This window comes from Viridibacillus arenosi (assembly GCF_001955655.1).
Classification (GTDB): Bacteria; Bacillota; Bacilli; order Bacillales_A; family Planococcaceae; genus Viridibacillus; species Viridibacillus arenosi.
Map to the genome: position 1 here is coordinate 1 of NZ_MSPW01000001.1, position 20,336 is coordinate 20,336.

General features: G+C 34.0%; 18 protein-coding genes, 1 tRNA gene, 1 pseudogene and 1 riboswitch. Of the genes and pseudogenes, 2 read left to right on the plus strand and 18 right to left on the minus strand.

Annotated features, from left to right (window positions below; translation table 11 throughout):
* Window positions 1-3 precede the first annotated feature (3 nt).
* The 6 genes from BK137_RS00005 to BK137_RS00030 form a co-directional block, all read right to left on the minus strand.
* A tRNA-Gly gene (locus BK137_RS00005) sits at window positions 4-78 on the minus strand.
* 462 nt (window positions 79-540) lie between these two features.
* Entirely contained in the window at window positions 541-720 is a 180-nt protein-coding gene (locus tag BK137_RS00010) for a hypothetical protein (RefSeq protein ID WP_038189713.1), read from the minus strand.
* A gap of 23 nt (window positions 721-743) precedes the next feature.
* Entirely contained in the window at window positions 744-2,348 is a 1,605-nt protein-coding gene (locus tag BK137_RS00015; RefSeq protein WP_038189716.1) for a M20/M25/M40 family metallo-hydrolase, read from the minus strand.
* Window positions 2,348-3,778 (minus strand): amino acid permease, encoded by a 1,431-nt coding sequence (locus BK137_RS00020; protein WP_038189719.1) that lies wholly within the window; start codon window positions 3,776-3,778, stop codon window positions 2,348-2,350. Before BK137_RS00020 ends, BK137_RS00015 begins: the two co-directional genes overlap by 1 nt.
* 24 nt (window positions 3,779-3,802) lie before the next feature.
* The gene (locus tag BK137_RS00025; protein WP_038189722.1) at window positions 3,803-4,564 is read right to left on the minus strand and encodes a dimethylarginine dimethylaminohydrolase family protein; all 762 of its coding nucleotides are present in this window, start codon (window positions 4,562-4,564) and stop codon (window positions 3,803-3,805) included.
* A gap of 13 nt (window positions 4,565-4,577) precedes the next feature.
* Window positions 4,578-5,447 carry a dimethylarginine dimethylaminohydrolase family protein gene (locus BK137_RS00030; protein ID WP_038189725.1) on the minus strand — a complete coding sequence of 290 codons (870 nt, stop codon included), beginning with the start codon at window positions 5,445-5,447 and terminating at the stop codon, window positions 4,578-4,580.
* A 135-nt stretch (window positions 5,448-5,582) separates the two neighbouring features.
* Here BK137_RS00030 and BK137_RS00035 point away from each other — a divergent pair, with 135 nt between their 5' ends.
* The gene (locus BK137_RS00035) at window positions 5,583-6,314 is read left to right on the plus strand and encodes an IclR family transcriptional regulator (RefSeq protein ID WP_038189727.1); all 732 of its coding nucleotides are present in this window, start codon (window positions 5,583-5,585) and stop codon (window positions 6,312-6,314) included.
* A gap of 168 nt (window positions 6,315-6,482) precedes the next feature.
* Here the strand turns inward: BK137_RS00035 and BK137_RS00040 are convergent, their stop codons facing one another.
* A complete protein-coding gene (locus BK137_RS00040; protein WP_038189729.1) occupies window positions 6,483-6,782 on the minus strand; it encodes a DUF3817 domain-containing protein in 300 nt (99 codons plus the stop codon).
* A gap of 343 nt (window positions 6,783-7,125) precedes the next feature.
* Window positions 7,126-7,452 (minus strand): nucleoside triphosphate pyrophosphohydrolase, encoded by a 327-nt coding sequence (locus tag BK137_RS00045; RefSeq protein WP_038189732.1) that lies wholly within the window; start codon window positions 7,450-7,452, stop codon window positions 7,126-7,128.
* Window positions 7,453-7,732: 280 nt separating this feature from the next.
* Between BK137_RS00045 and BK137_RS22915 the strand changes: the two are divergent.
* Window positions 7,733-7,980 (plus strand): annotated as a pseudogene (locus tag BK137_RS22915) (IS3 family transposase); the annotation flags it as partial.
* A 76-nt stretch (window positions 7,981-8,056) separates the two neighbouring features.
* Here BK137_RS22915 and BK137_RS00055 read toward each other — a convergent pair.
* The 10 genes from BK137_RS00055 to BK137_RS00095 form a co-directional block, all read right to left on the minus strand.
* The gene (locus BK137_RS00055; RefSeq protein ID WP_038189734.1) at window positions 8,057-9,706 is read right to left on the minus strand and encodes a pyridoxal phosphate-dependent decarboxylase family protein; all 1,650 of its coding nucleotides are present in this window, start codon (window positions 9,704-9,706) and stop codon (window positions 8,057-8,059) included.
* Between the two features lie 170 nt (window positions 9,707-9,876).
* Window positions 9,877-10,125, minus strand: a complete 249-nt coding sequence (locus tag BK137_RS00060) for a hypothetical protein (protein WP_038189737.1) — start codon at window positions 10,123-10,125, stop codon at window positions 9,877-9,879.
* A 200-nt stretch (window positions 10,126-10,325) separates the two neighbouring features.
* Window positions 10,326-11,447, minus strand: a complete 1,122-nt coding sequence (locus BK137_RS00065; protein WP_235175773.1) for a methyl-accepting chemotaxis protein — start codon at window positions 11,445-11,447, stop codon at window positions 10,326-10,328.
* A gap of 57 nt (window positions 11,448-11,504) precedes the next feature.
* Window positions 11,505-12,215: a hypothetical protein gene (locus BK137_RS00070; protein ID WP_038189752.1), complete on the minus strand. Its 711-nt coding sequence runs from the start codon at window positions 12,213-12,215 to the stop codon at window positions 11,505-11,507.
* A 57-nt stretch (window positions 12,216-12,272) separates the two neighbouring features.
* Window positions 12,273-12,641, minus strand: coding sequence for a hypothetical protein (locus BK137_RS00075; RefSeq protein ID WP_038189755.1), 369 nt, complete (start codon window positions 12,639-12,641; stop codon window positions 12,273-12,275).
* Between the two features lie 128 nt (window positions 12,642-12,769).
* Window positions 12,770-12,856, minus strand: a riboswitch (cyclic di-GMP riboswitch).
* 659 nt (window positions 12,857-13,515) lie between these two features.
* A complete protein-coding gene (locus BK137_RS22920) occupies window positions 13,516-13,695 on the minus strand; it encodes a MarR family transcriptional regulator (protein ID WP_038189758.1) in 180 nt (59 codons plus the stop codon).
* A gap of 260 nt (window positions 13,696-13,955) precedes the next feature.
* Window positions 13,956-14,402 carry a YfmQ family protein gene (locus tag BK137_RS00085; protein WP_038189760.1) on the minus strand — a complete coding sequence of 149 codons (447 nt, stop codon included), beginning with the start codon at window positions 14,400-14,402 and terminating at the stop codon, window positions 13,956-13,958.
* A gap of 395 nt (window positions 14,403-14,797) precedes the next feature.
* The gene (gene pdxR / locus BK137_RS00090) at window positions 14,798-16,228 is read right to left on the minus strand and encodes a MocR-like pyridoxine biosynthesis transcription factor PdxR (protein ID WP_038189763.1); all 1,431 of its coding nucleotides are present in this window, start codon (window positions 16,226-16,228) and stop codon (window positions 14,798-14,800) included.
* Between the two features lie 690 nt (window positions 16,229-16,918).
* Window positions 16,919-17,068 carry a hypothetical protein gene (locus tag BK137_RS22090; RefSeq protein WP_038189766.1) on the minus strand — a complete coding sequence of 50 codons (150 nt, stop codon included), beginning with the start codon at window positions 17,066-17,068 and terminating at the stop codon, window positions 16,919-16,921.
* A 372-nt stretch (window positions 17,069-17,440) separates the two neighbouring features.
* A complete protein-coding gene (locus BK137_RS00095) occupies window positions 17,441-19,582 on the minus strand; it encodes a penicillin-binding protein (RefSeq protein ID WP_051448828.1) in 2,142 nt (713 codons plus the stop codon).
* Window positions 19,583-20,336: the final 754 nt, after the last annotated feature.

The window sequence follows — 20,336 nt, forward strand, 5'->3', positions numbered from 1 at the left end:
CTTTGGAGCGGAAGACGAGGTTCGAACTCGCGACCCCCACCTTGGCAAGGTGGTGTTCTACCACTGAACTACTTCCGCATTTGTTATGTGCTCTTTAGTACATAAATTAATTTAACACATAATACATTTATCCGTCAACACTTAAATAATATGTTAGAATATTTAATTTTTAAGGTATATTAAAATAACAAATACATATTGATTCCCTTTGTGCTTCCACAAACATATTTTCTCCTAGAATATCGGCATGTTTACTATAGTTCTAGATGGTTTTTCTTTTATTCTATATCTCTATTTTATTCTTCTCGACGATACTTTTTAGTCTGGTCTTCGCATTTTTACTTATAACTGTATTATTGTTATATAGCAAAACATCTAAATGTATCAATATAAATTTCTGACTCTATTACTTTGCATGACTACTAAAATGCATTGGCTTTCAACTTTTCACTACATGATGTTCATATATATTAACCACAAAAAAACGTCTCATACATCAATTTTCTGATGATGAGACGTATCTTTCATTACGCTATTGCTTTAATGAGAAAAGCGATTTGCAAGTTCCTCAAAATACTGCACGCCATAAATTAGCGCTTTTTCATCGACTTTAAATTTAGAGTGATGCAATGGATACGCTTCACCCAATGCCTCGTTATTGACAACTATAAATAGCAGTGATGCAACGCCTTCAAAATCGGCAACAAAATCTATTTCCAAACTAATGTATCTAATTGGATTATTTAACTATTTATCTTGTTGCTTGAACTTACATACTGTAATAATTTGTATAACAATTCTGGCATTTCTTCAAAAGCACTTTTCACATGTAGACGCTCTGATATTTGATGTGCATCTTTTCCAAACGGCCCTACATTTAACACTGGTGCTGTGAATTGTTCCATTTCTTTAAATGGTATTGAATATGTTTGTCCCCAAACTGGCGTATTTTTTTCATACGTTTTCCAATCTTTATCTGCTGTAAATTGACAATAACTCAGGTCACAAATTCCATTGAAATAATGAATATGTTCTAATGGAATATCATATTTCTTAGCTTCTCCTAACAATAATGAAATTGCTCCATTAATCAACGGATTTTCAGAAGAATTCGCCGGCGGATAATATGGTGGTGCAAACAGCAATACAACTGCTGGTGCTAATTCTTGACAGTGAATCATTAATTGGTCTGCAATGCGCAATGATTTCTCACGATCATCCCACTCTTCTTGACCAATTACTTCATCGATTATTGAAGTCACTTTTGCTTCACCCAGCTTTTCAAGTGCATGGCTTTGCAATTCCTCAAATTTGATAACTCGAATGTTACCTACACCGTCAATAGCCTGTTTTTGACAAAGTTCATCGTATCGCTTCTGGCATTTTGCCATCGCTTCATTTGCAACAGATTCAAAGATCGACATAATTTCACCCGCACTACGTTTCAATAAGAAGACGTTATACATTGCTACTGCACGATAAGGTGTTTGCGTTGAATATTGTGTTTTTAAATCTTTTAGCTGTAGCGAAACAGGAAGTGGTGTTTTTTCACCGTAATCTTCTTCACAGAATCGTTCATTCCATTCCATTTCCTGTGTTAAGAAAGAACTCATATAAGGAGCTGTAATACCTTTTAGTGGTTCTCCAACATGTGTCTCTTTACCATAGAAAAGGGCTGAAGGCATGATTTTACCAATCGTTCCAGAATAAATATATTCCTGTAAATCTGCCGGTCCTTGTGAAAATGATGGCTCGCTATTTAAAAATAAGACTAATTCTAGATTCTCTTTTTCTTGTAAATGTGTAATATGTTTTACCGCCTGACGCATACCAGCAGAGTTCACTTCCTCATCTGGTACAGTTATTAACAGTAAATTCAATTTCCATTGTTCTTCAATTGCACGCTCCATCAATTGCATATGAAGTGCCAGTCCCATCTTCATATCCATTACGCCTCGACCAAATAAATAATCACCTGATTGTAAATCCTTTTGTGCTGATTTAGGTAATAAACTTGGATTTGCTAAAAAGGCTTTTGTTAGCTCTTCAGGCATCGTTGCAAGTGGCATTAATGAACCGTACTCTTCAATCTGTACCGTATCAAAATGGCTGATTAAAACTACCGTTTCTTGTACTTCAGGATGCTTATATAAAGCAGATACAACTTGGCGCCCTTTATCGACATCACATAATTCAATATTCTCTGGATGCTGTTCAAAATAAGGTAGCTGTTGTAATTTAGCTTGTAACTTCCTTGAAAATTGTTGTTCACCAGTAGTCAATGTCTGGCTTTCCCAACTGACTAGTTCACATATTAATTCTCGTAACTGCTTGGATGTACCCCACATTATGTCTCGCTCCCCTTTTCAATAATCACTTTTTGATCTTCAGGTGCAAAGGACTTCCCCTTTAGCTTCACTTGATAAAAGATTAAACAAGCTATGAAAAACCCTACCCCGTAAGCTAAACCAACTCTTTGCGTGGAATCCCATGCAAGAAACCCTAAAATCAAGGCGCAAAATGCGATACAAAAAAGAGGAATAAATGGATAGTACTTTACTCGATAACCTAAATCCTTTAGTTGCCCACCGTTTTTTAAATAATGCTTTCTAAACATTAACTGCGATAGTGCAATACCCATCCATGAAATCGTAACTGAAATTCCAGCAATAGACATGAGCAATACAAACACAGTATCTGCTTCCATAACACTCGTTAAAAGTGACAACAATGAAAATACCATTGTAAATACAAGAGCATTAAAAGGAATTTTGTTTTTATTGACTTTTCCGAAAATTCTCGGTGCCATTCCTTCATTTGACATCGCCCATAATAACCGAGTTGATGCATAGAGACATGAATTTCCAACGGATAATATAGCTGTTAATATAATGAAATTCATAATATCCGCTGCAAATGGAATTCCTACTAAATCTAACAGCGTTACAAATGGACTCTCTAATAGACCAAGTTCACTAGATGGGAAAATAGCAGATAGAACAATAATAGAAGCAATATAGAAAAGTATAATACGAACTAAAATCGTACGAATAGCTCTCGGAATATTCTTTTGAGGGTTTTCCGTTTCCCCTGCTGCAATACCTACTAATTCAGAACCTTGATATGAGAATATTACGTTCATCATCGTGACAAAAATAATAGCAATCCCAGCTGGGAATAACTGTGTTGGCGCTAAATTTGTTAAATGCGGAGCTGGACGATCTGCAATCGGAACCCAGCCGATGATGACAGCAATACCAATAATAATAAAAATCACAACTGCTACTACTTTAATACCTGAGAACCAAAATTCTGTTTCAGCAAATCCTCTTGTAGACAAGGCGTTCAAAGAAAACAGAAGTAACATAAAGAGTGCACACCATATCCAAACTGCTACATCTGGAAACCAATGTTGCATCAATATTCCAGCAGCTGTAAATTCAACACCTGCGGTTGCAGCTGAACCTACAAAGTACATCCAGCCAAGGGAAAAACCTGCAGATGGATGTATATATTTTGTTGCATACGTTTGGAATGAGCCTGTTACAGGCATATGCACGGCAAGCTCACCCAAACAAGTCATCACCATATACAAAATAAATCCACCAATTAAATAACCAATAATGGCACCACCAGCACCTGCTTGATTAATCGTATAACCAACGTTTAAAAACAAGCCTGTACCAATCACTCCCCCAAGTGAAAGCATCAATAAGTGACGGCTTTTCATGGATCTCTTTAATTGGTTTGACTCATTCACCCCTTGTTGATCGTTCATACCCATCCCACCCCATGTATGTTTTTAAAAGCGAAGTGACAAGCAGCTTAAGCCGCCATCTTGTTTTTGGAATTCACTCATCGGTAATTCAATAACGCTATATCCAGCTTGTTCTATTTTTTGTTTTGTCGCTGGGTAACCTGCAGGAATAATGACAAAATCATTGACTAAAATACAGTTCGCTGAATATTCATCTTCTTTCGGAATAACGATTTTGTCGTATGAAGAAAATAGTTTGTCTTCAACAAATTCACCAGCTAAAACCATTTTGTTGTCACCTAAATAAGCAATTCCTGTTTTCAAATGGAAGAACTCTTTAAGTGGTACAATATGAGCCACGTAATCTTCTTTTTCTAAAATAGCTTTTAATTGTTCAGCACCTTGTTGATTTGTACGCTCTGAAATACCAATGTAAAAAGTATTATCTGCTTGCAATACATCGCCACCATCTAATGTGCCAGGATTTTCGATGTAATAGATTTTTTCAAATAAACCTTTTAATACTTGTTCCATTTCGACAATTTCACCATTACGACTAGCTGCACCTGGGTTTGATACGACTGCAAAATCTTTTGTTAATACTGCAGTATCTTCTACAAAAGTAGAATCTGGGAATGCTTCATCTGCTTCTAAATAAGTAACCTCTACTCCACAAGTTTTTAACGCTTCAACATAAGCTTCATGTTGTACTAATAACCCTTCGTAATTTGGTGTACCTAAATCAGAAGTTGTTAACCCCTCTACATAACTTTTACCTGGTTTTTTTACAATAACATTTGAAAACATTTTATTATCCCCCTTAGTATCTTTCGACTGGGCAAGTTAAACACGTTGGCCCGCCTGTCCCTTTTACTGTGATTTCATCGCCTTTATACGTATAAACTGTTGCTCCTGACTCTTTCAATAGTTGTTCTGTAACTGGATTTCCAGCAGGTAAAACACATACTCTTGGTGCTAGCGCTAAAACATTACAACCAAGTGAATCGTATTCATCATTTGGCACCTCAAGTAGAGTAAAGCCTTTTTCTAAAAGCCATTGGCGCATGAAGACTGGCATTAGTCTTGAATGTACAACCGCTAAATCCTTGTCCACTATGCTGATGAAAGACATTAAATGCAAGCAAGCTTCTTCACCTAAATCATGTGGTAAAGGAACAATCATCACTTCATCTACAAAAGGTTTGAAGATTTCTTTAAGTTGACGAATCGCTTCATCATTCGTACGGTAGCCTCTCCCTATCGCTACTGTCCGCTCATTTAACCAGACAATATCTCCACCATCTGAAATAGCTTCCCCTTTTAAGCTACCGATGATTGGTATATTCTTTTCTGTCAAAAACTCATTAAACACATCTGCTTCAGGTTGTCGCAATTCTTTTCCTGAACGTAAGATGATAGCTCCGTGCGGTGTAAATTTCACTGGATCATGTGCATATAAAGAATCCAAACCTACAGTTTCGTTTTGTGGCAAGAAATCTATCTTTTCAACATGCTTTCTTAAAATATCTAGAAACGATTCGTACTCATTTATAGCTTCTTTAAAATTCGGCTCACTAAGATAAAAATATTTCTCCCAATTCCCTTGAAGATGCTGTTGGTTAATAAACGCAGCATCGGGACTTTTCACAATGACACGTTTCAAAGGTGCATACATTGAATCACAAAACATACTTCCCCCTCCTTCTTTCCGATGAACGGAAAATTTTTCCGTTAAAAGGAAACTATATATTTAGAATATATGAAAAATATATTATAATGTCAATATATTTTAATAAATCTGAAAATAATACTAGAGGTGAATTTTATGCAAACAATCGATCGTATAATGCAAGTAATTGGAATTGTTTCCAATGTAAAAGAAGAAGGCATTACCATTACCGAATTAACACAACAAACAAAATTACCACTTGCGACTTTGCACCGTATGCTCACTTCACTAATTGAACATAGACTAATAGTTCAAGATAACGAAACAAAAAAATACCAACTAGGAAATATTTGGCTAGAGTTCGGTCTTCAACTTTATGACCGTTTCGATTATGTAGCGTCCATTCGTCCTGAATTAGATCGATTGGCCAATATTGTCAATGAAAGCGTGTATTTAAGTAAACCAATTGGGACTGAAGCTATGGTGATTGAACGTATTGATGCGCCAAATAATCGAATACGAATTGTCGATCAATTGGGTATGAGAATACCGATGCATATTGGGGCCGCAAATAAATCGATGCTCGCCTGTATGTCAAAATCTCAAATACATGACTGTGTAAAGAAAGCACTGGCACCAAAGGAAATGGAAGAATTGTTTGAAAAGTTGTTAGTAATTCAGGCTAATGGTTATGCAATCAGCTATGAGGAGAAAACAGAAGGTACAGCTTCCATCGCAGCACCGATCCGCCAAAGAAATGGTGAAGTACTAGGCGCAGTAAGTATAGGCGTTCTACAATTTACACTTACAGAGGAACGTATTGAATTTTTAAAACAGGAATTGTTGCAAACTACAACGAGAATTTCACAACAACTTGGTTTTTTATAAAATTTAATTCTAGAACTAAACCTTTGGCTTCCCTTTTTTTACACAATTGCGTTAACAAGGAAATAAGCATACTTACTATTCTATAGAAGACATTTCGCTTAAGTTTTATATAAGTCTCTCAATTTAAAAACAACTACAAAAAAGCCTGACAATTAATTGTCAGGCTTTTTAATAACGCTGTTCAAGCTTTTTTAATTTGATATCATATATGAAATTTCCAAATGGTATAAATGCTACTGCAAATGCTAGCAATGACCAAACAATATTCCAACGAACACGAATTGTTACATATAATATAACTAAAACGTAAGCGACGAAAATGAATCCATGTGCTGCGCCAGCAATACGAACAGCCATCGGAATATCTAACATATACTTCATAGGCATCGCTATAAATAATAATATTAATAGCGAAATGCCATCAAAATAGCCAGCTAATCTCAGCTGACCAACAGGGTTTTTTAGCATAATTTCTCTCCTACAAACAATTTACCACGATAAAATCCGAAGGTACTTCTAGCTTATCGAATTTTACAGTACCGTACAATATTGTTTGTTTAAAAAGAAAGTATGTTGTGTCTGATTAATGACTAAAGAATATCGATTAGTTTACAGACAAGAATGCGAGTGACTGCAAAAAGATTTGAATCGTTAATTTATTTCTTACACTTTTGCGTAATTTTCCAAAAAACAACTAACTATGTCTTGATATCATAATTCTACTTATAGTTGTAAACCTTCCACACTTAATAGAATAATTACATTGGATTTTATTTATTATTCAACTACATTTAAGAAAAACACTTGTAACTTATTCATCCTCTACTTCTATTAAATAGATCCCGTCTGAGAATCCACCTCGTTTTTCTTTTTTCGATAAACGAATCTGTTCCAGCTCCTCGTAAGAAACCCCATAAACAGCCAATGACGCATGAACTAACTCTAATATATCTGCAAGCTCCTCAACTGCGTCTTTTTGTACTTCTGCTTCATTAAATTCAAGTGCTTCTTCTGTCATTTTTAATTTCAATTCTAATAAATACTCTTTTGGTGCTAAAACTCTAGTTGAGTATTCTTTCCCAGTCTCCTCAATTATTTGCGGGATTAAATCTCTTACTAGTTTGTTGTATGTGGGCACTTTTGATCACTCCTTCTATGTTTTGCAATGAAGAAATAATTTCAATTACTAATACTGATATAGCAACAATTTTAAATACTTAAACTTACCTATTTTCTGAATTTACGAGAACAAATGAAGAAAGAAAATATCACTATAAAGAGGTTAGACCTACTCCAGAAACAATGGGAAAATTATTACCAAACATTATTATTAAATAGAACTTGCATAATGCATAAAAAAAGGTTTCAAATCCACAGTGTATATTGTGCAGCTACAGTTATCTAAGCTACCAGAGGGTCGTATTCTACATAATGACCAAGGTTCAGTTTATACATCCTATGATTATCAAAAAGCAGTCAAAGAAAAGGGAATTACCATGAGCATGTCACGGAAAGGCACGCCAGCTGATAATCCCCAATCGAAACGTTCAATCTCGACAATATCTATCTCACACCGAACACATGTGTGATACAGATTATCGAAGAATACATTACTTATTATTATATTATCCGTATTCAAACGAAACTAAACATTCGACTTTTTTAGGAGAAGTTTCCATCATAAATCAACAATGTTACCTAAAAAAAGTATCTAATCTATTGATTATTCTTTTATTACCTCTTTACGATCTTATAATTACATTTTCACTACTTCTTGTTTTAAGAAAAAATTCTAGGTGTTCTTTTAGAAATCCAACATAACGTTCGACCTCTTCTATTGTTGTGTATGGCGAGATTGCAAAAAATTTATGTGCATATACGGATATCCGCTTGCTTGAGTTTGCTACTTCCACGAGACGTTGCTTTTTTGTATTTCCAAAGAAGACAGTATCTCGTTCGGCACCAATTACCTCTGCAAACTCGTCATTAAATTGATTGATTTCTGTTATTTCTTCTACGGTTAAAAGTCCGTTCAATTCATCATTCCATATTGTCTTTTCAGGATAAAAACGGAATGTTGTAATCGGCGAAACTTCATTCGTGATCACCACATTCGAAACTTCTTTTATTAACGTCTCTCTAAATGTAATATTGACACGAATATAGTTGGCTAAAAGCTCTTGATAGCCTTCGATTCCAAATGCCAATAAAGACGCATAAATCGTCAAAGCACTTCCCATTCGCGAACACTCGAGCGTGTAGCCAGTATGATAGCTACCATAACTGCGATTCCCAACATACGGCGTTTCCTCTGCATCTAAATCAACATACTTAAGATACTCTCTGTTTTTGATTAAAAACAAACTCGTGATATATGGCGTTTGTCCAAGCTTATGGAAATCAAAGACCATACTATCTGCAAGCTTGATATGTTTAAACTTCTGTTGATAGGATTTCAATACCTCATTAACGTTGTTTTCAAATCGCAGAGGATTACTTTCAAAGTCGTAATTATTAAAGAAAGTATACATGCCACCCATAGCAGAGTCTGCATGGATATAGATTGGATATATGCCATTAGTGCGTTCCAATTCTTCTGCTATCCGCTTAATTCCCTCAATGTCATCAACCCCAAATGTATCAGTAGTTCCCATTGTGGCAAGGACATAAAGTGGAATGCCGCCTTTTGCAATAACATGCTCCATTTTTTCTTTTAAATCTTCTAGATTCATAGAATGATCAGCATTGACTTTCACGCGTATCATGTTTTCTACGCCAATCCCAGTTGCTTCTACAGATTTATACAAACTGTAGTGTGATAGCTCTGAACAGAAACAATAGAGATTTTGCGGTACACCACTTTGATTAGAGGACGGCGCGTAACGGGCAATGGCAAGACGTAAAGAGTTAAAGACAGCCCCTTGTCCTCCCCAAGTTGTATATCCTGCACTGATGCTTTCATCGTATCCTATAAGTTTGGATAGCATACTAGTTACTTCAATTTCTGCTGTAGCCGCTGCTGGGCCTTCTACATCCCAAATATTGTTCCCATTGACAAGCACCATTACTAAATTCCCGATAATACTAGCAATATTCGGAAGAGGCGCTGCATTAGCTACATAATTTCTATTGACATACCGGTGTCCTTCTACCAATTTGAGAAGCTTCTGAATCACTTCCTCCATCGACACACCCGTTTTCGGAACATCAGCCTTTTGAATAACACGATTATAGTAATCCTCTGTGTACTCGGGCATTTCTCCTAGCGTTAGTTTGTTAGGGTCCTTTAATTCATCTATTTTCGTTAAAATTGTCCTAAAGTAAGACAATATTTCCTCTCTTTGAAAGTCATTCCCGTCCATACTAGGAAACAATTTTTGTACTTTCTTCATTGTTTTAGCTCCTTGATGTTTTACTAAAAGTAGTTTTATTTTTAAAAAATTTAAATCCCATTTGATAGACCTGCTGCATTAAGAACGATGATGATGGCAATTGGAACTATATATTTTAAGAGAAAATAACAACTGTAAAAGAATATGTATCTTAACATTCGATCCTTGTTTTAATTTCGGCAAACAAATCTTCTTTTGAAATATTCCAGGATACAAAAATCGCGATCAATAATGCACCTACCTAAAGGCATCGAGATATCGCTGACTGCATAATCCATCAGGTCAAAGATGATCTGTTGGACATCTGTTAGCGCACCATACGAAAGACAGGATGGGACTTCAACTATAAAAATGAGAATATCAATAAGCCAAATGGCTTTCATGCGCTTAATCGAATCATTTTTAGTAACTGCAGCCACACCTTGCCCCTTTTGCACTTTTTATCAGTTTTTGCCCAACATAAAAAAGAAGCTTTCCACAAGTTGAATCAACCTATGAGAAGCACTTTTATATTTATCAGAGAGCAAGGTGAAAATCTTTATACTGCTAAACTGACCTTATTTTCAGCATCTTAACCCACTTTAGTTTCCGCAGCTTCAAAACCATGATTCCATGTAAATTATAATTTGTTTACATCATCTTTTAACTCTACAAGACTCTCAGCTTCCAAAACAAGTTTTTGCATTGTATTTAGTTCATCATCACTAATTTCTATTAGTTCCTCAAACATTTCAACAGATTCTCGAGAGATAGAAGCTATCTCAACAATTGTTGTCATTATCTGATGAGAAGCAGAAGATAACTCTTCTGTACTTGCAGATGAATATTCATTATTTTCTGCAATGACCTTTGTAGTAGATAGAATCTCTTCAAACATGGTTCCAACCTCTACAATGTTCGTATTTGTATCTTTAAATTCTTCAGTTCCCTGTTGCATTGACTTGACAACTATTTCAGTTTCTTCTTGAATATTCTTTACAATATTTGATACTTCAGAAGAAGACTGGCGTGATTGTTCGGCTAATTTTCGAACCTCATCAGCAACAACCGCAAATCCTTTACCATGTTCACCCGCACGGGCAGCTTCTATTGCCGCATTTAATGCCAATAAATTTATTTGTTCTGCAATCCCTGAAATCACTTTTACAATAGTGCCAATTTCGTGAGATTTTTCTCCGAGTTTATTTATTGCATCAAATGTTCCATTTATCGTTTGATTAAACTGATCCATTTTCCCTAAGGAATCCTTGAGCTTCTCGTTTCCTTCTTGCGTCAATTCTAAAGTAGTATTTGATTGAAATGAAATTTGATTTGATCTCACTGATAGATCTTCGATAGCCTGTGCCATTTCTTCCATAGATTCGGCACTTTCTTCTGTAGCTACTAATTGTTTCTGTAATCCTCTACCTACCTCATCGATTGCCGCTCTAACAATATCCCCTTTTTCAGAAGCATATTCTCCAATTTCAGCGAGATTTTCTCCTTTTTCATGTACATTTTTTGAAAATAAATATTTTTTTTCCCTTGTACTGCTGAAAAACTCAATTAGTTGATTAAATACAGCATGATTAGAACTTTTTTCATCAACTTTACTTGCGATATTACCTGCTGATATTTCTTTCATTCCATTTATTATTTCTTTATTAATATGAAGATGATGTTTTAGTGAAAAATATCGGTAAGCAAAATACACCGCTACCACCATTAAGATAACAATTATTCCTAGCATAACAGCTTCCATGATAAATATATCTCCTAACTCCTATTAATTATTGAATAAGACTCAATTATGATTATTTTAAAGCTCCTTTATAAGGATATATGTTCCATCCGCTACATTTGCAGGAATACCATTCAACTTACTATTATCCAGATATTTATGAACAATATAATTTCCGTCTATATCTTTATATTTTTTCATATTATGATATTTTTCCATTACACGTATCGACTTCGGATTTGTCGCTTCACCTAAAACGGCCTTCACCCCTTGTGATGATGCCTTTGTTAGCAATTCATTTCCTAATTGTTGAATAATTTCGTGACGTTCATGTTCAGCTGTCACTCCTAACATGAATAGGTGTAATAACTCTCCATCTTCAATTTCTTTTCCGTTTCGTTTTTTATAATCTTCCATGAAACGTTTATCCACATCTTCCAGAACACGCAGAATTACATTCATATCATAAAAAGAACCTTCAAATATATCTTCTCCGATAATCTCTGGTGCATTTGTATCTCCAGCAAGCACACCAACAACATTATTATTAATATCCAGAGCGACTGCGCAATATCCCTGCTCTATTGTAGAGTCTAAATATTCCTTGGTAAACATATAGAAATCTTCATAACCTATATTTAATTGACCTACCATCGGTTCCTGAACCCATTTTCCTGAAACGTCCACTCCAATAAATGAGCGAGCCAGGCATTCAGCTGCTTTCTGAATTAAAGCTGTTTGTTCCTTCGTTATAATCTCATATGTATACAACTCTTGTGTTGTTTGCACTTATTGATCTTCCTTCCGAATTATAAAATAAAAATTTCTTTTCTATTGGACCTAACTTTACATAGAATGAGGTACTTTATCGATAAATGTACCTGTGAACTCAATTCTTTCAAGTGCATTCCTAATTTGCACTTGAGCAATTTTAGATGAAGGTTTTACTACAAGGATATCCTTAAAACCTAAGCTAGAATAAAATTGCATCGTTTGCTCCAACTGTGGTACAACCTTTGATGGAACAGTTGTTTGGTGAGTCCCATCGACAACAAACGTATAGTCTTTTCTTGATACTTTATTAATCGTATCCTGTAAATCTATCATATAACCTTCTGCATCTTCCTCTTTCATTAATCCATGCACCTGTACATGAACTTCCTTCGAAACCTCATGAATTGCCATTTTATATTTCTTTTTATCTACGACTATCATCTTTTAATTCCCTTCTTCTTTATGATCTGCTATACTACATTGTTAACATTTGCACGTTCTTCTCGTAGGAGTGTAATAAAAAAAGCTATCCCAGATATAGATAAGATAGCCAAATAATCGTTATTATTCTTGGCAACCCGACTATCATTATCCAAGAGGATTTTAGATTCGTAGCTTTGCGTCCTTACCTTTCAATAAGTTTGCCTTTTTCAATTTTTATAAATAGTACTAATCTCATGCTCATATATTACTACAACATTATATATTACTTGTCATTTTTTGTCGAACTAGAATTACAAGAATTTTTTCTTAGTTTACATACGAAAAATGCCCCCCTCCTTATGCATGTTAAATTCCATATTTTGTAATATTAAAAAATCCATATTTTTCTAGAATAGTGTGTAGCTCTATTACTTATTTATTGTTCCTTTGGTATAGGATTACCTTGTAAATCTGCTCTACAGTGAGGGCGGATATCTGAACTGTAATCAAATAAATTATTTCCACTGGAAATTAGTAGTATAATCTATGATAAAGAATGAACTTTCGTTTTATAACAAAAGGGGAAGAGGTAAAATAGCCTTTTTCAACTAACAGGTACGTTAGTTAAATAAGAATTAAACAACTTATAAAAGCCTTACTACAATAAAGTGTAGTAAGGCTTTTATATTTTTATATCAAAATCAAATAAATTTATTATCACTTTACGGTCTTAAAGCCAATTTGTACTGTTTGAAATAAAGTCGAGATGTTATTTAGCTGTTGTTTTACCAATGTACTTTTTAATTTGCTGTTCTCCATCTATTGGAGGGAATGCTATGGGGACAGCATTCAATTGATATTTTTCTTGTAGTGCTAATTCAAGGTTAAAAGACTAATCTCTAGGATCGTTAATAACGATGTTCACGTAATTTTTTTCTTTGGCGTTCTTCAATAACTTCGAAACAGTAGGTCTAGACAGATCGAGAGCTTTAGCGATTTCACCTTGAGTCTTATCTAAATCGTAATACATCCTTGCTACATCTACACTAAGTAAATCTTTATCATTGAACATAATTAGCTCCTTTAATGTACTCGTAATAAATAATGATATGCTTCTTCAATGAAAGTCAGTTAAAAACCTTCATAGTATATGGTGTCCGTTGTCATTGGAATTGCAATATGAGGGCGTTTCGGAAATCAAAAACAACTTAACGCTTTACTTTATATTATCGTTCAAGCAATACCAAAGAAGTGATTTAATTTCATTATATGGCGACCTCAATTTGGAAAATATAATTCATGAAGTTATTGTAAACATCTTTAAAAGTATACTTACTCCACAGTTCTATTAGTTGACATATTAAATTTTTGTAGTTCATCAGATCTAAGACTATAAGAAACAACTTTCTTCTTCCACTGCTTAACTACATCAACGTTATTTTCGGGATTATAAACAAAGTAATTAACATCTTTTTTGCCCCTTTTTAAGTTGATGACAAATGGAGTTACATTAGTCTCTGGATGTAGGAATAATTTTTCATTGCCTGGAAATATATAATGTTTCTTTAAAAAGTTAGCTTCATTAAAATACTCAATAAATCTAATTTTTTCTTCCTCTTCTAAATGCTTTCCATTAAATGTTACAGTAACATCTTCTGAATCAAGTTTTTGATGAAGTTCAAATTTATCTAAAAACCATGCCACAAGTGCATTTGGAGGACTCATTAACAATTTGAAAATAATTCCAATCACTATCATAATAGCAACTGTCCATGTCATATTATATCAACTCCTTCAATAATAATATCTGGTTACTATAGGCCAACATTTTAATAGTAAATAATATACTATCACAAAATAGTAATTTGCAAACAAGGGCTATTTTTAATAAGACACCATTACAACCCTCAAATCGGGCGCTAAAAACGTCCGATATCCCTTTGTATACAAATGTTAAATGAAAATCAATTCACTCACATAGCCACAAATAATTTTTAATTAGCCTATATGGATGTTTCATCAACTACCACTCAATGATAAAGGATTTATATTTTTATTAACCATCCAATTGGATTATTTTTTGGCCATCCACTTATCTTAAGAATTAAATTTAAAATAAATGTTAATAACAAATTTTCTTAAAATATACGAGATGCTTCTCCAGAAGGAAATGTTTACAAACAATTAAGAGCTTCTGCAAACCTTTTGATTCCTTCATCAATCGAATCTTCATCTTCTCTTGCGAAAGTAAAACGAACAAATCCATTTTTAGATCCCATTGTAGAACCAGGAACATAAATGACGCCTTTTTTAATTGATTCTTCAAGTAATTGGATTTCATTAAAACTTTTAAGGATTTTACACCAAATATGAATACCACCTTGAGGAATAGAATATTCCACCTGGTCTTTTAAATAAATATCAAGGCTTTTTATAATTTTATCTCTCCTTTTTTCTAATTCCTTAATTAAACGGTTTATATGAAAATTGAAATTTTCTGATTCTAAAAAATCATTTGCTATCCATTGTGTATAGCTAGAATGTCCAAAGTCAATTTGTTGCTTTGCATCGGATAATCTTTCAATCACCGATGTTGGGCCAATAATCCACCCTATTCTTAATCCTGAGGCAACAATTTTGGACAAAGAACTAATGTATAATACGTTTCCGTTCTTATCTATTGATTTAAGGGTAGGTATTTTATCTCCTGAAAAAGCTGTTAAACTATAAGGATCGTCTTCTACTACTGGAATCCCAAGCTTTGAGGATATATCTAAAATAGCTTCTCTTTTTTTTACATGCATTAAGGAACCCGTTGGATTTTGAAAATCTGGATTTAAAAAAATCATTTTAATACGGTGTTTTTTATATAATGACTGCAAATCTTCAGGGTTAATTCCATCCCTATCGACAGGTAGATAATGTATTTGTATACCTGCTGATTTAAAAATCGGAAGATTATAATTGTAAGAAGGATCTTCTATTGCTATTGAATCTCCAGGCTTTAACAAACATTGTACAATTAAATGTAATGCTTGTTGCGCTCCTGATGTTATAAGTATTGAAGAAGGATTAGTTTCGATTCCCCGACTTTTTTTTATATGTTTTGTAAGGGTTTTTCTTAGGATTTCACTCCCCTGTGGATGATCGTATCCTAGGCTTCCAATAAAAGAACGTGTTGAGGTTATCTCCCTTAAAAAGCTTTTTGGGAAAAGTTCTTCTGACAATTCACCTGTAGCTAAATTTATTAAATTATGTTCAACAGCTTCTTTTCTTATTTTTTGTGTCACAGGTAGATTAGGTAAAAAAGAACCTGCCCCAATATACCTATTCCAGCTAGGAATTCGTTTTTTTGTTATACCCCATATATCTTTACTAATGGTAGTACCACTTCCTCTATTTCTTTCAATTAGCCCATTCGATTCTAATTCGTCATATGCATTTACCACAGTACTTCTATTTATTTCTAAAATATTTGCTAAATTCCTCTCAGATGGCAATGGTTTATCAGGTGGGAATGTACCATCTGCAATTCCCTTTTCAATATAATCTGCGAGTTGTTTATAGATAGCTTTTTTTGCTTTTCTATCAGGTTTCCAATCCATATATACTCACCTCACAATTTCTATTAAACTTGCTTAAAATTTTCCAATTATCTTTTAGCATTGCCATTAAAGATAAAAAAATTAATACTAATATAAATTTTACTTGTAATTAACCTTCCACTTTAAAATTCAATACACATTTTCTTATAAGAACCACATTGAAATGACATAGCCATTATTCAAAATAATAACGTTGTAAACAGGGGGTTCACCAGCTACAATTCAAGACAAGAATTACATGATTTGAACGGATTTTTCTGTTTTGATAAAAAGCGTAAAACCCTTATATATAAATGGTTAACCGCGTACTGTATGATATTACGAGTAAGCCACCTGAGTCCCCGGCAAGAGATTTTTAGGTTAGTGTACAGGACGCCTGCTTACTGGCTAATGATGTGTGAATCCTAAATAGGCAAGATACTCGCGTAGAAGCTTGAGTATTGGAGTTTCTGGACGAGGGTTCGACTCCCTCCGTCTCCATATTTAAAACTGTTATAAATGCAATTATTATTGTGTGACGTAAAGCATAAATTTCAAAATCAATTAGTGAGGAATGGATATCTGATGATGAGTTTTTTGTCACCGAATCTGCAATTTAGGAGAATAATAAACTCTTTCATCAATTGAAAAAAAGAACTTCGAATAAGAAAAACATAGGGAGGTTTTAGTCTTCCTATGTTTTCATTCATATTATTTATCTGTTTGTTTTTGCTTTTTTTTCAAATACTCCGCACGTATTTTTTCAAGTTGCTGCTTTTTATCAAATTTGGCAGGCTTAAGTTTTTCATGATACTTTGCCACAGCCACCTGACCTTTGGTATCCAATTGATATTTCCCCACTTTGTTCACCTACTTTTCTTGTCTTTAAAGAGAATCTATTCAACAAATATAATATACATTATTTTACTGAAGTAAACCTTTTTACTTTATTAGTATACTGCCTAACCTTGCATATATCAGTAAAAACTTAGTAAAATAATTCATAGCCAAATGGTATTCATTATACTTATCTTTACGACCTTAAATTTGCTGATTCATTTTAAAGTCATCAATCAATTCGCTAATTTTAACTAAAATAAAAAACCTCTTCCAGTTATTTGTTATAAATAACTGGAAGAGAGTTTAATTTTTGAAATATAAATAGTTGTACGTTAATCATTGATTTAGTTCTTAACAAACTTCGTAGTCGCCTTATTCTCAATAATTTTTTAACTACTTGTAATGTTCCTCCGGTTTTTTCATTTTCAGAATAATCTTTTTGTTTCCATTTAATACACTACCAGCTTTAACACTTTGTTTTTGTACATAGCCTTCGCCGTTAATTTCTATATTAGCACCAGCCATTGTTTGATACGTTAAAACGTTGCGGAGTGACCAATCTGTAAAATCAGGTACTACTGAATCCCCATCTGTCTTCAAAAATACCAAACCACCAGATAAGACTTCTGATTTTTCTGTAGGATATTGATCCGTAATTTTATCACCATTACCTATAATGACTGTTTCGATTCCATTTTTTCCAAATTCTTTTTCAACATCCTCAACAAGTTGGCCTTTTAAGTTTACCATCGTTTGAGATTTCGTTTTCTTAATTTTTTGAGGCTTAATATTTAAGTACTTTAAACTACTTCCCATCACTGTATTAAACACTATTGATGTTGGCTCAGAGCCCACTTCTGTTGGCCCAAGTTTCGGTTTTCCCACGGCAATGTACATAACTAACTGAGGATCCTCTACAGGAGCCATGCCTAAAAACGAATACAGAAAATAATTTTTTCCCCTTTCATCGTATTTACCCGTTGATGGGTCTGGCATTTGCGCAGTCCCTGTTTTACCTGATACTTCATATTCCTGACTTGCAAAATCTTTAGCGGTTCCATTTTCAGAAGTAATAGTAGTACTCAAAATCTTTCTAACTTCTTTTGACGTTTTCTTAGAAATTGGTTTACCTTTAATAGTCGGCTTGTTTTCTTTGACGATTTCCTTCGTATTCGGATTTACAATTTTCTCAATTACATACGGTTGCATCATTTTCCCATCGTTCGCAATGGCTGAAACAGCTTGTATTAATTGTATAGGTGTGACTGTAGAACCTTGTCCATAAGTTGTTGTTACACGGTTAATAGGATATTTATCTAAGATTTGTCCTGTAGCTTCATTTGGTAAATCTATTCCTGTTTTTTCACCAAAACCAAATTTGTTTACATAAGAAATGAATTTATCATCTCCTATTAGTTTTAAAAGATGAGCCATTCCTACATTGGATGAGCGCTGAATTCCTTCTAAATAGGTGATCGGCCCCCAACCTTGTCTGTCATTATGATCTCCAATTGGTACATTTCCTACCATGTATTGACCAGACTGAAACTTCGCGTTTGGAAACCATTTTCCTTCTTCTATAGCAGCTGCTAATGTAAAAGTTTTCATTGTTGAACCTGGCTCTATCGTCAACTCGGTCAGTTGGTTTAACCAACTATTTTCAAGTCCAGTTCCGTCTTGTGGGTTGTATGTAGGTCTTTGCGACACAGCAAGTATTTCTCCGGTTTTCGGATTGGCAACGACTGCTACCATCGATTCAGGATTATATTTTTTGTAAACTTTGGACATAGAATCTTCTAAAAAGTTTTGTATAGTCTTATCAATCGTGAGATATACATCCGCACCATCTTTCGCAGGTTCTACCATCTTATTGCTATTAGGTAGCAAATACCCCCATAAATCACTCTTATATTGAACCCTTCCATCAGTACCGGATAATTCTTTGTTATAGATGGATTCTAATCCCATTTTCCCTACCGTTCTAGATTGTCCGTCTTCTTGAGTATCCCTTTGAGCTAAGCCTATTAAATTCGATGCAAAGATACCGTTTGGATAAAATCGCTTTGTTTCTTCCATGAAAATGATACCTGGTAGCTTTTCACTACTAATGTTCTCCATTACTAAATGACTAATATTACGACCCGCAGCACCAAATTCTACTTGGCGAATTTCATTACCTTGTGCATTCTTCGCCTTTGTATTTAATTTATCAAATATATCTTTTTCGCTAACAGGAAGATATTTTGCTAATATATTAGCAGTCTTCTCTTTATCTGCAACGTGCATAAGAGTTTTAGTTCCTTCAGATGCTTTAGGACTAATTACAGCTACTAAGCGATAGTTAATAGTATCTTCTGCAATAACTTGTCCTTGCCGATCAAGAATGGTCCCTCTATTAGCTGTAATTACTTTTGATCTTTCGTATTTTGCTGCCGCTTTTGCCGCCAAAGCTTGCCCCTCTACCTGACCTGAAGCTTGAATAAAAAATATACGGAAAAACATGGCAAAAAAGAGGCCACCGTAAACGATTAGCATTAGAAAAGCTCCCCATTGAAATCGAAATTTTCTTTTCATTGTCCAGACACTACTTTCACAAATTTTTTGTTTCGCTTCAAGCCTAATGAGTTCGTAACTGACAATAATGAAATTAAGATTATTATGGCACGGAGAACACTTTCTCCCTTAGACAATATTCTTTTAGAAGGTCTAGGTGTTAGCTGCTGGATGTACTTTTCTTGATACCGATTATGTAATGCCAATTAATCACTTCCTTTTTTTCTTAAATTAATTCTGCTATTCTTATTTTTGCAGAGCGGGCTCGATTACGATTCCATCCTGGTTGAAGCGTAGAAACGCTCCTTATTTAAGATGACTTCTCTTTTTTATTATTGTTTTTCTTCTCCACTTAAAAATCCCAAATTAGAAATACCACCCAAAAAAATAATGACTACTAAAAGTGAATAGTGTCTATATTCATTAGGAAGAAAAGCAATTAATAGTATAGTAGTTAGTAGAAATGGTGGCGTAAGTATCCAATACTCTTATTTTGAAAGTGTTTAATTACAGTTCCCTCTTTTTCATTTGGTTATAATACATTAATTTTAACATATATATCCAATAAAAAATCACCTCTTAGAAAAACTAAAGAGGTGATTTTATCAAACTAGAATAAACGATAAATCATTTCCCATTTATCTCTTAAACCTTACTACATAAAATAATTCTTTTTATCATCAGGAGTTAGTATAGATGTAGACAAAAAAGGCCAAAATCCTATTTTAAAGGATTT

Coding starts and splice junctions, on each gene's coding strand:
- BK137_RS00030 (WP_038189725.1), bottom strand. CDS start 5,447: ATGTTTTGTGATTCAATGTATGCACCTTTGAAACGTGTCATTGTGAAA.
- BK137_RS00020 (WP_038189719.1), bottom strand. CDS start 3,778: ATGAACGATCAACAAGGGGTGAATGAGTCAAACCAATTAAAGAGATCC.
- BK137_RS22920 (WP_038189758.1), bottom strand. CDS start 13,695: ATGTTCAATGATAAAGATTTACTTAGTGTAGATGTAGCAAGGATGTAT.
- BK137_RS00085 (WP_038189760.1), bottom strand. CDS start 14,402: ATGACATGGACAGTTGCTATTATGATAGTGATTGGAATTATTTTCAAA.
- BK137_RS00075 (WP_038189755.1), bottom strand. CDS start 12,641: ATGATAGTCGTAGATAAAAAGAAATATAAAATGGCAATTCATGAGGTT.
- BK137_RS00055 (WP_038189734.1), bottom strand. CDS start 9,706: ATGAAGAAAGTACAAAAATTGTTTCCTAGTATGGACGGGAATGACTTT.
- pdxR (WP_038189763.1), bottom strand. CDS start 16,228: ATGGATTGGAAACCTGATAGAAAAGCAAAAAAAGCTATCTATAAACAA.
- BK137_RS00035 (WP_038189727.1), top strand. CDS start 5,583: ATGCAAACAATCGATCGTATAATGCAAGTAATTGGAATTGTTTCCAAT.
- BK137_RS00015 (WP_038189716.1), bottom strand. CDS start 2,348: ATGTGGGGTACATCCAAGCAGTTACGAGAATTAATATGTGAACTAGTC.
- BK137_RS00065 (WP_235175773.1), bottom strand. CDS start 11,447: ATGGAAGCTGTTATGCTAGGAATAATTGTTATCTTAATGGTGGTAGCG.
- BK137_RS00040 (WP_038189729.1), bottom strand. CDS start 6,782: ATGCTAAAAAACCCTGTTGGTCAGCTGAGATTAGCTGGCTATTTTGAT.
- BK137_RS00095 (WP_051448828.1), bottom strand. CDS start 19,582: ATGCTAATCGTTTACGGTGGCCTCTTTTTTGCCATGTTTTTCCGTATA.
- BK137_RS00025 (WP_038189722.1), bottom strand. CDS start 4,564: ATGTTTTCAAATGTTATTGTAAAAAAACCAGGTAAAAGTTATGTAGAG.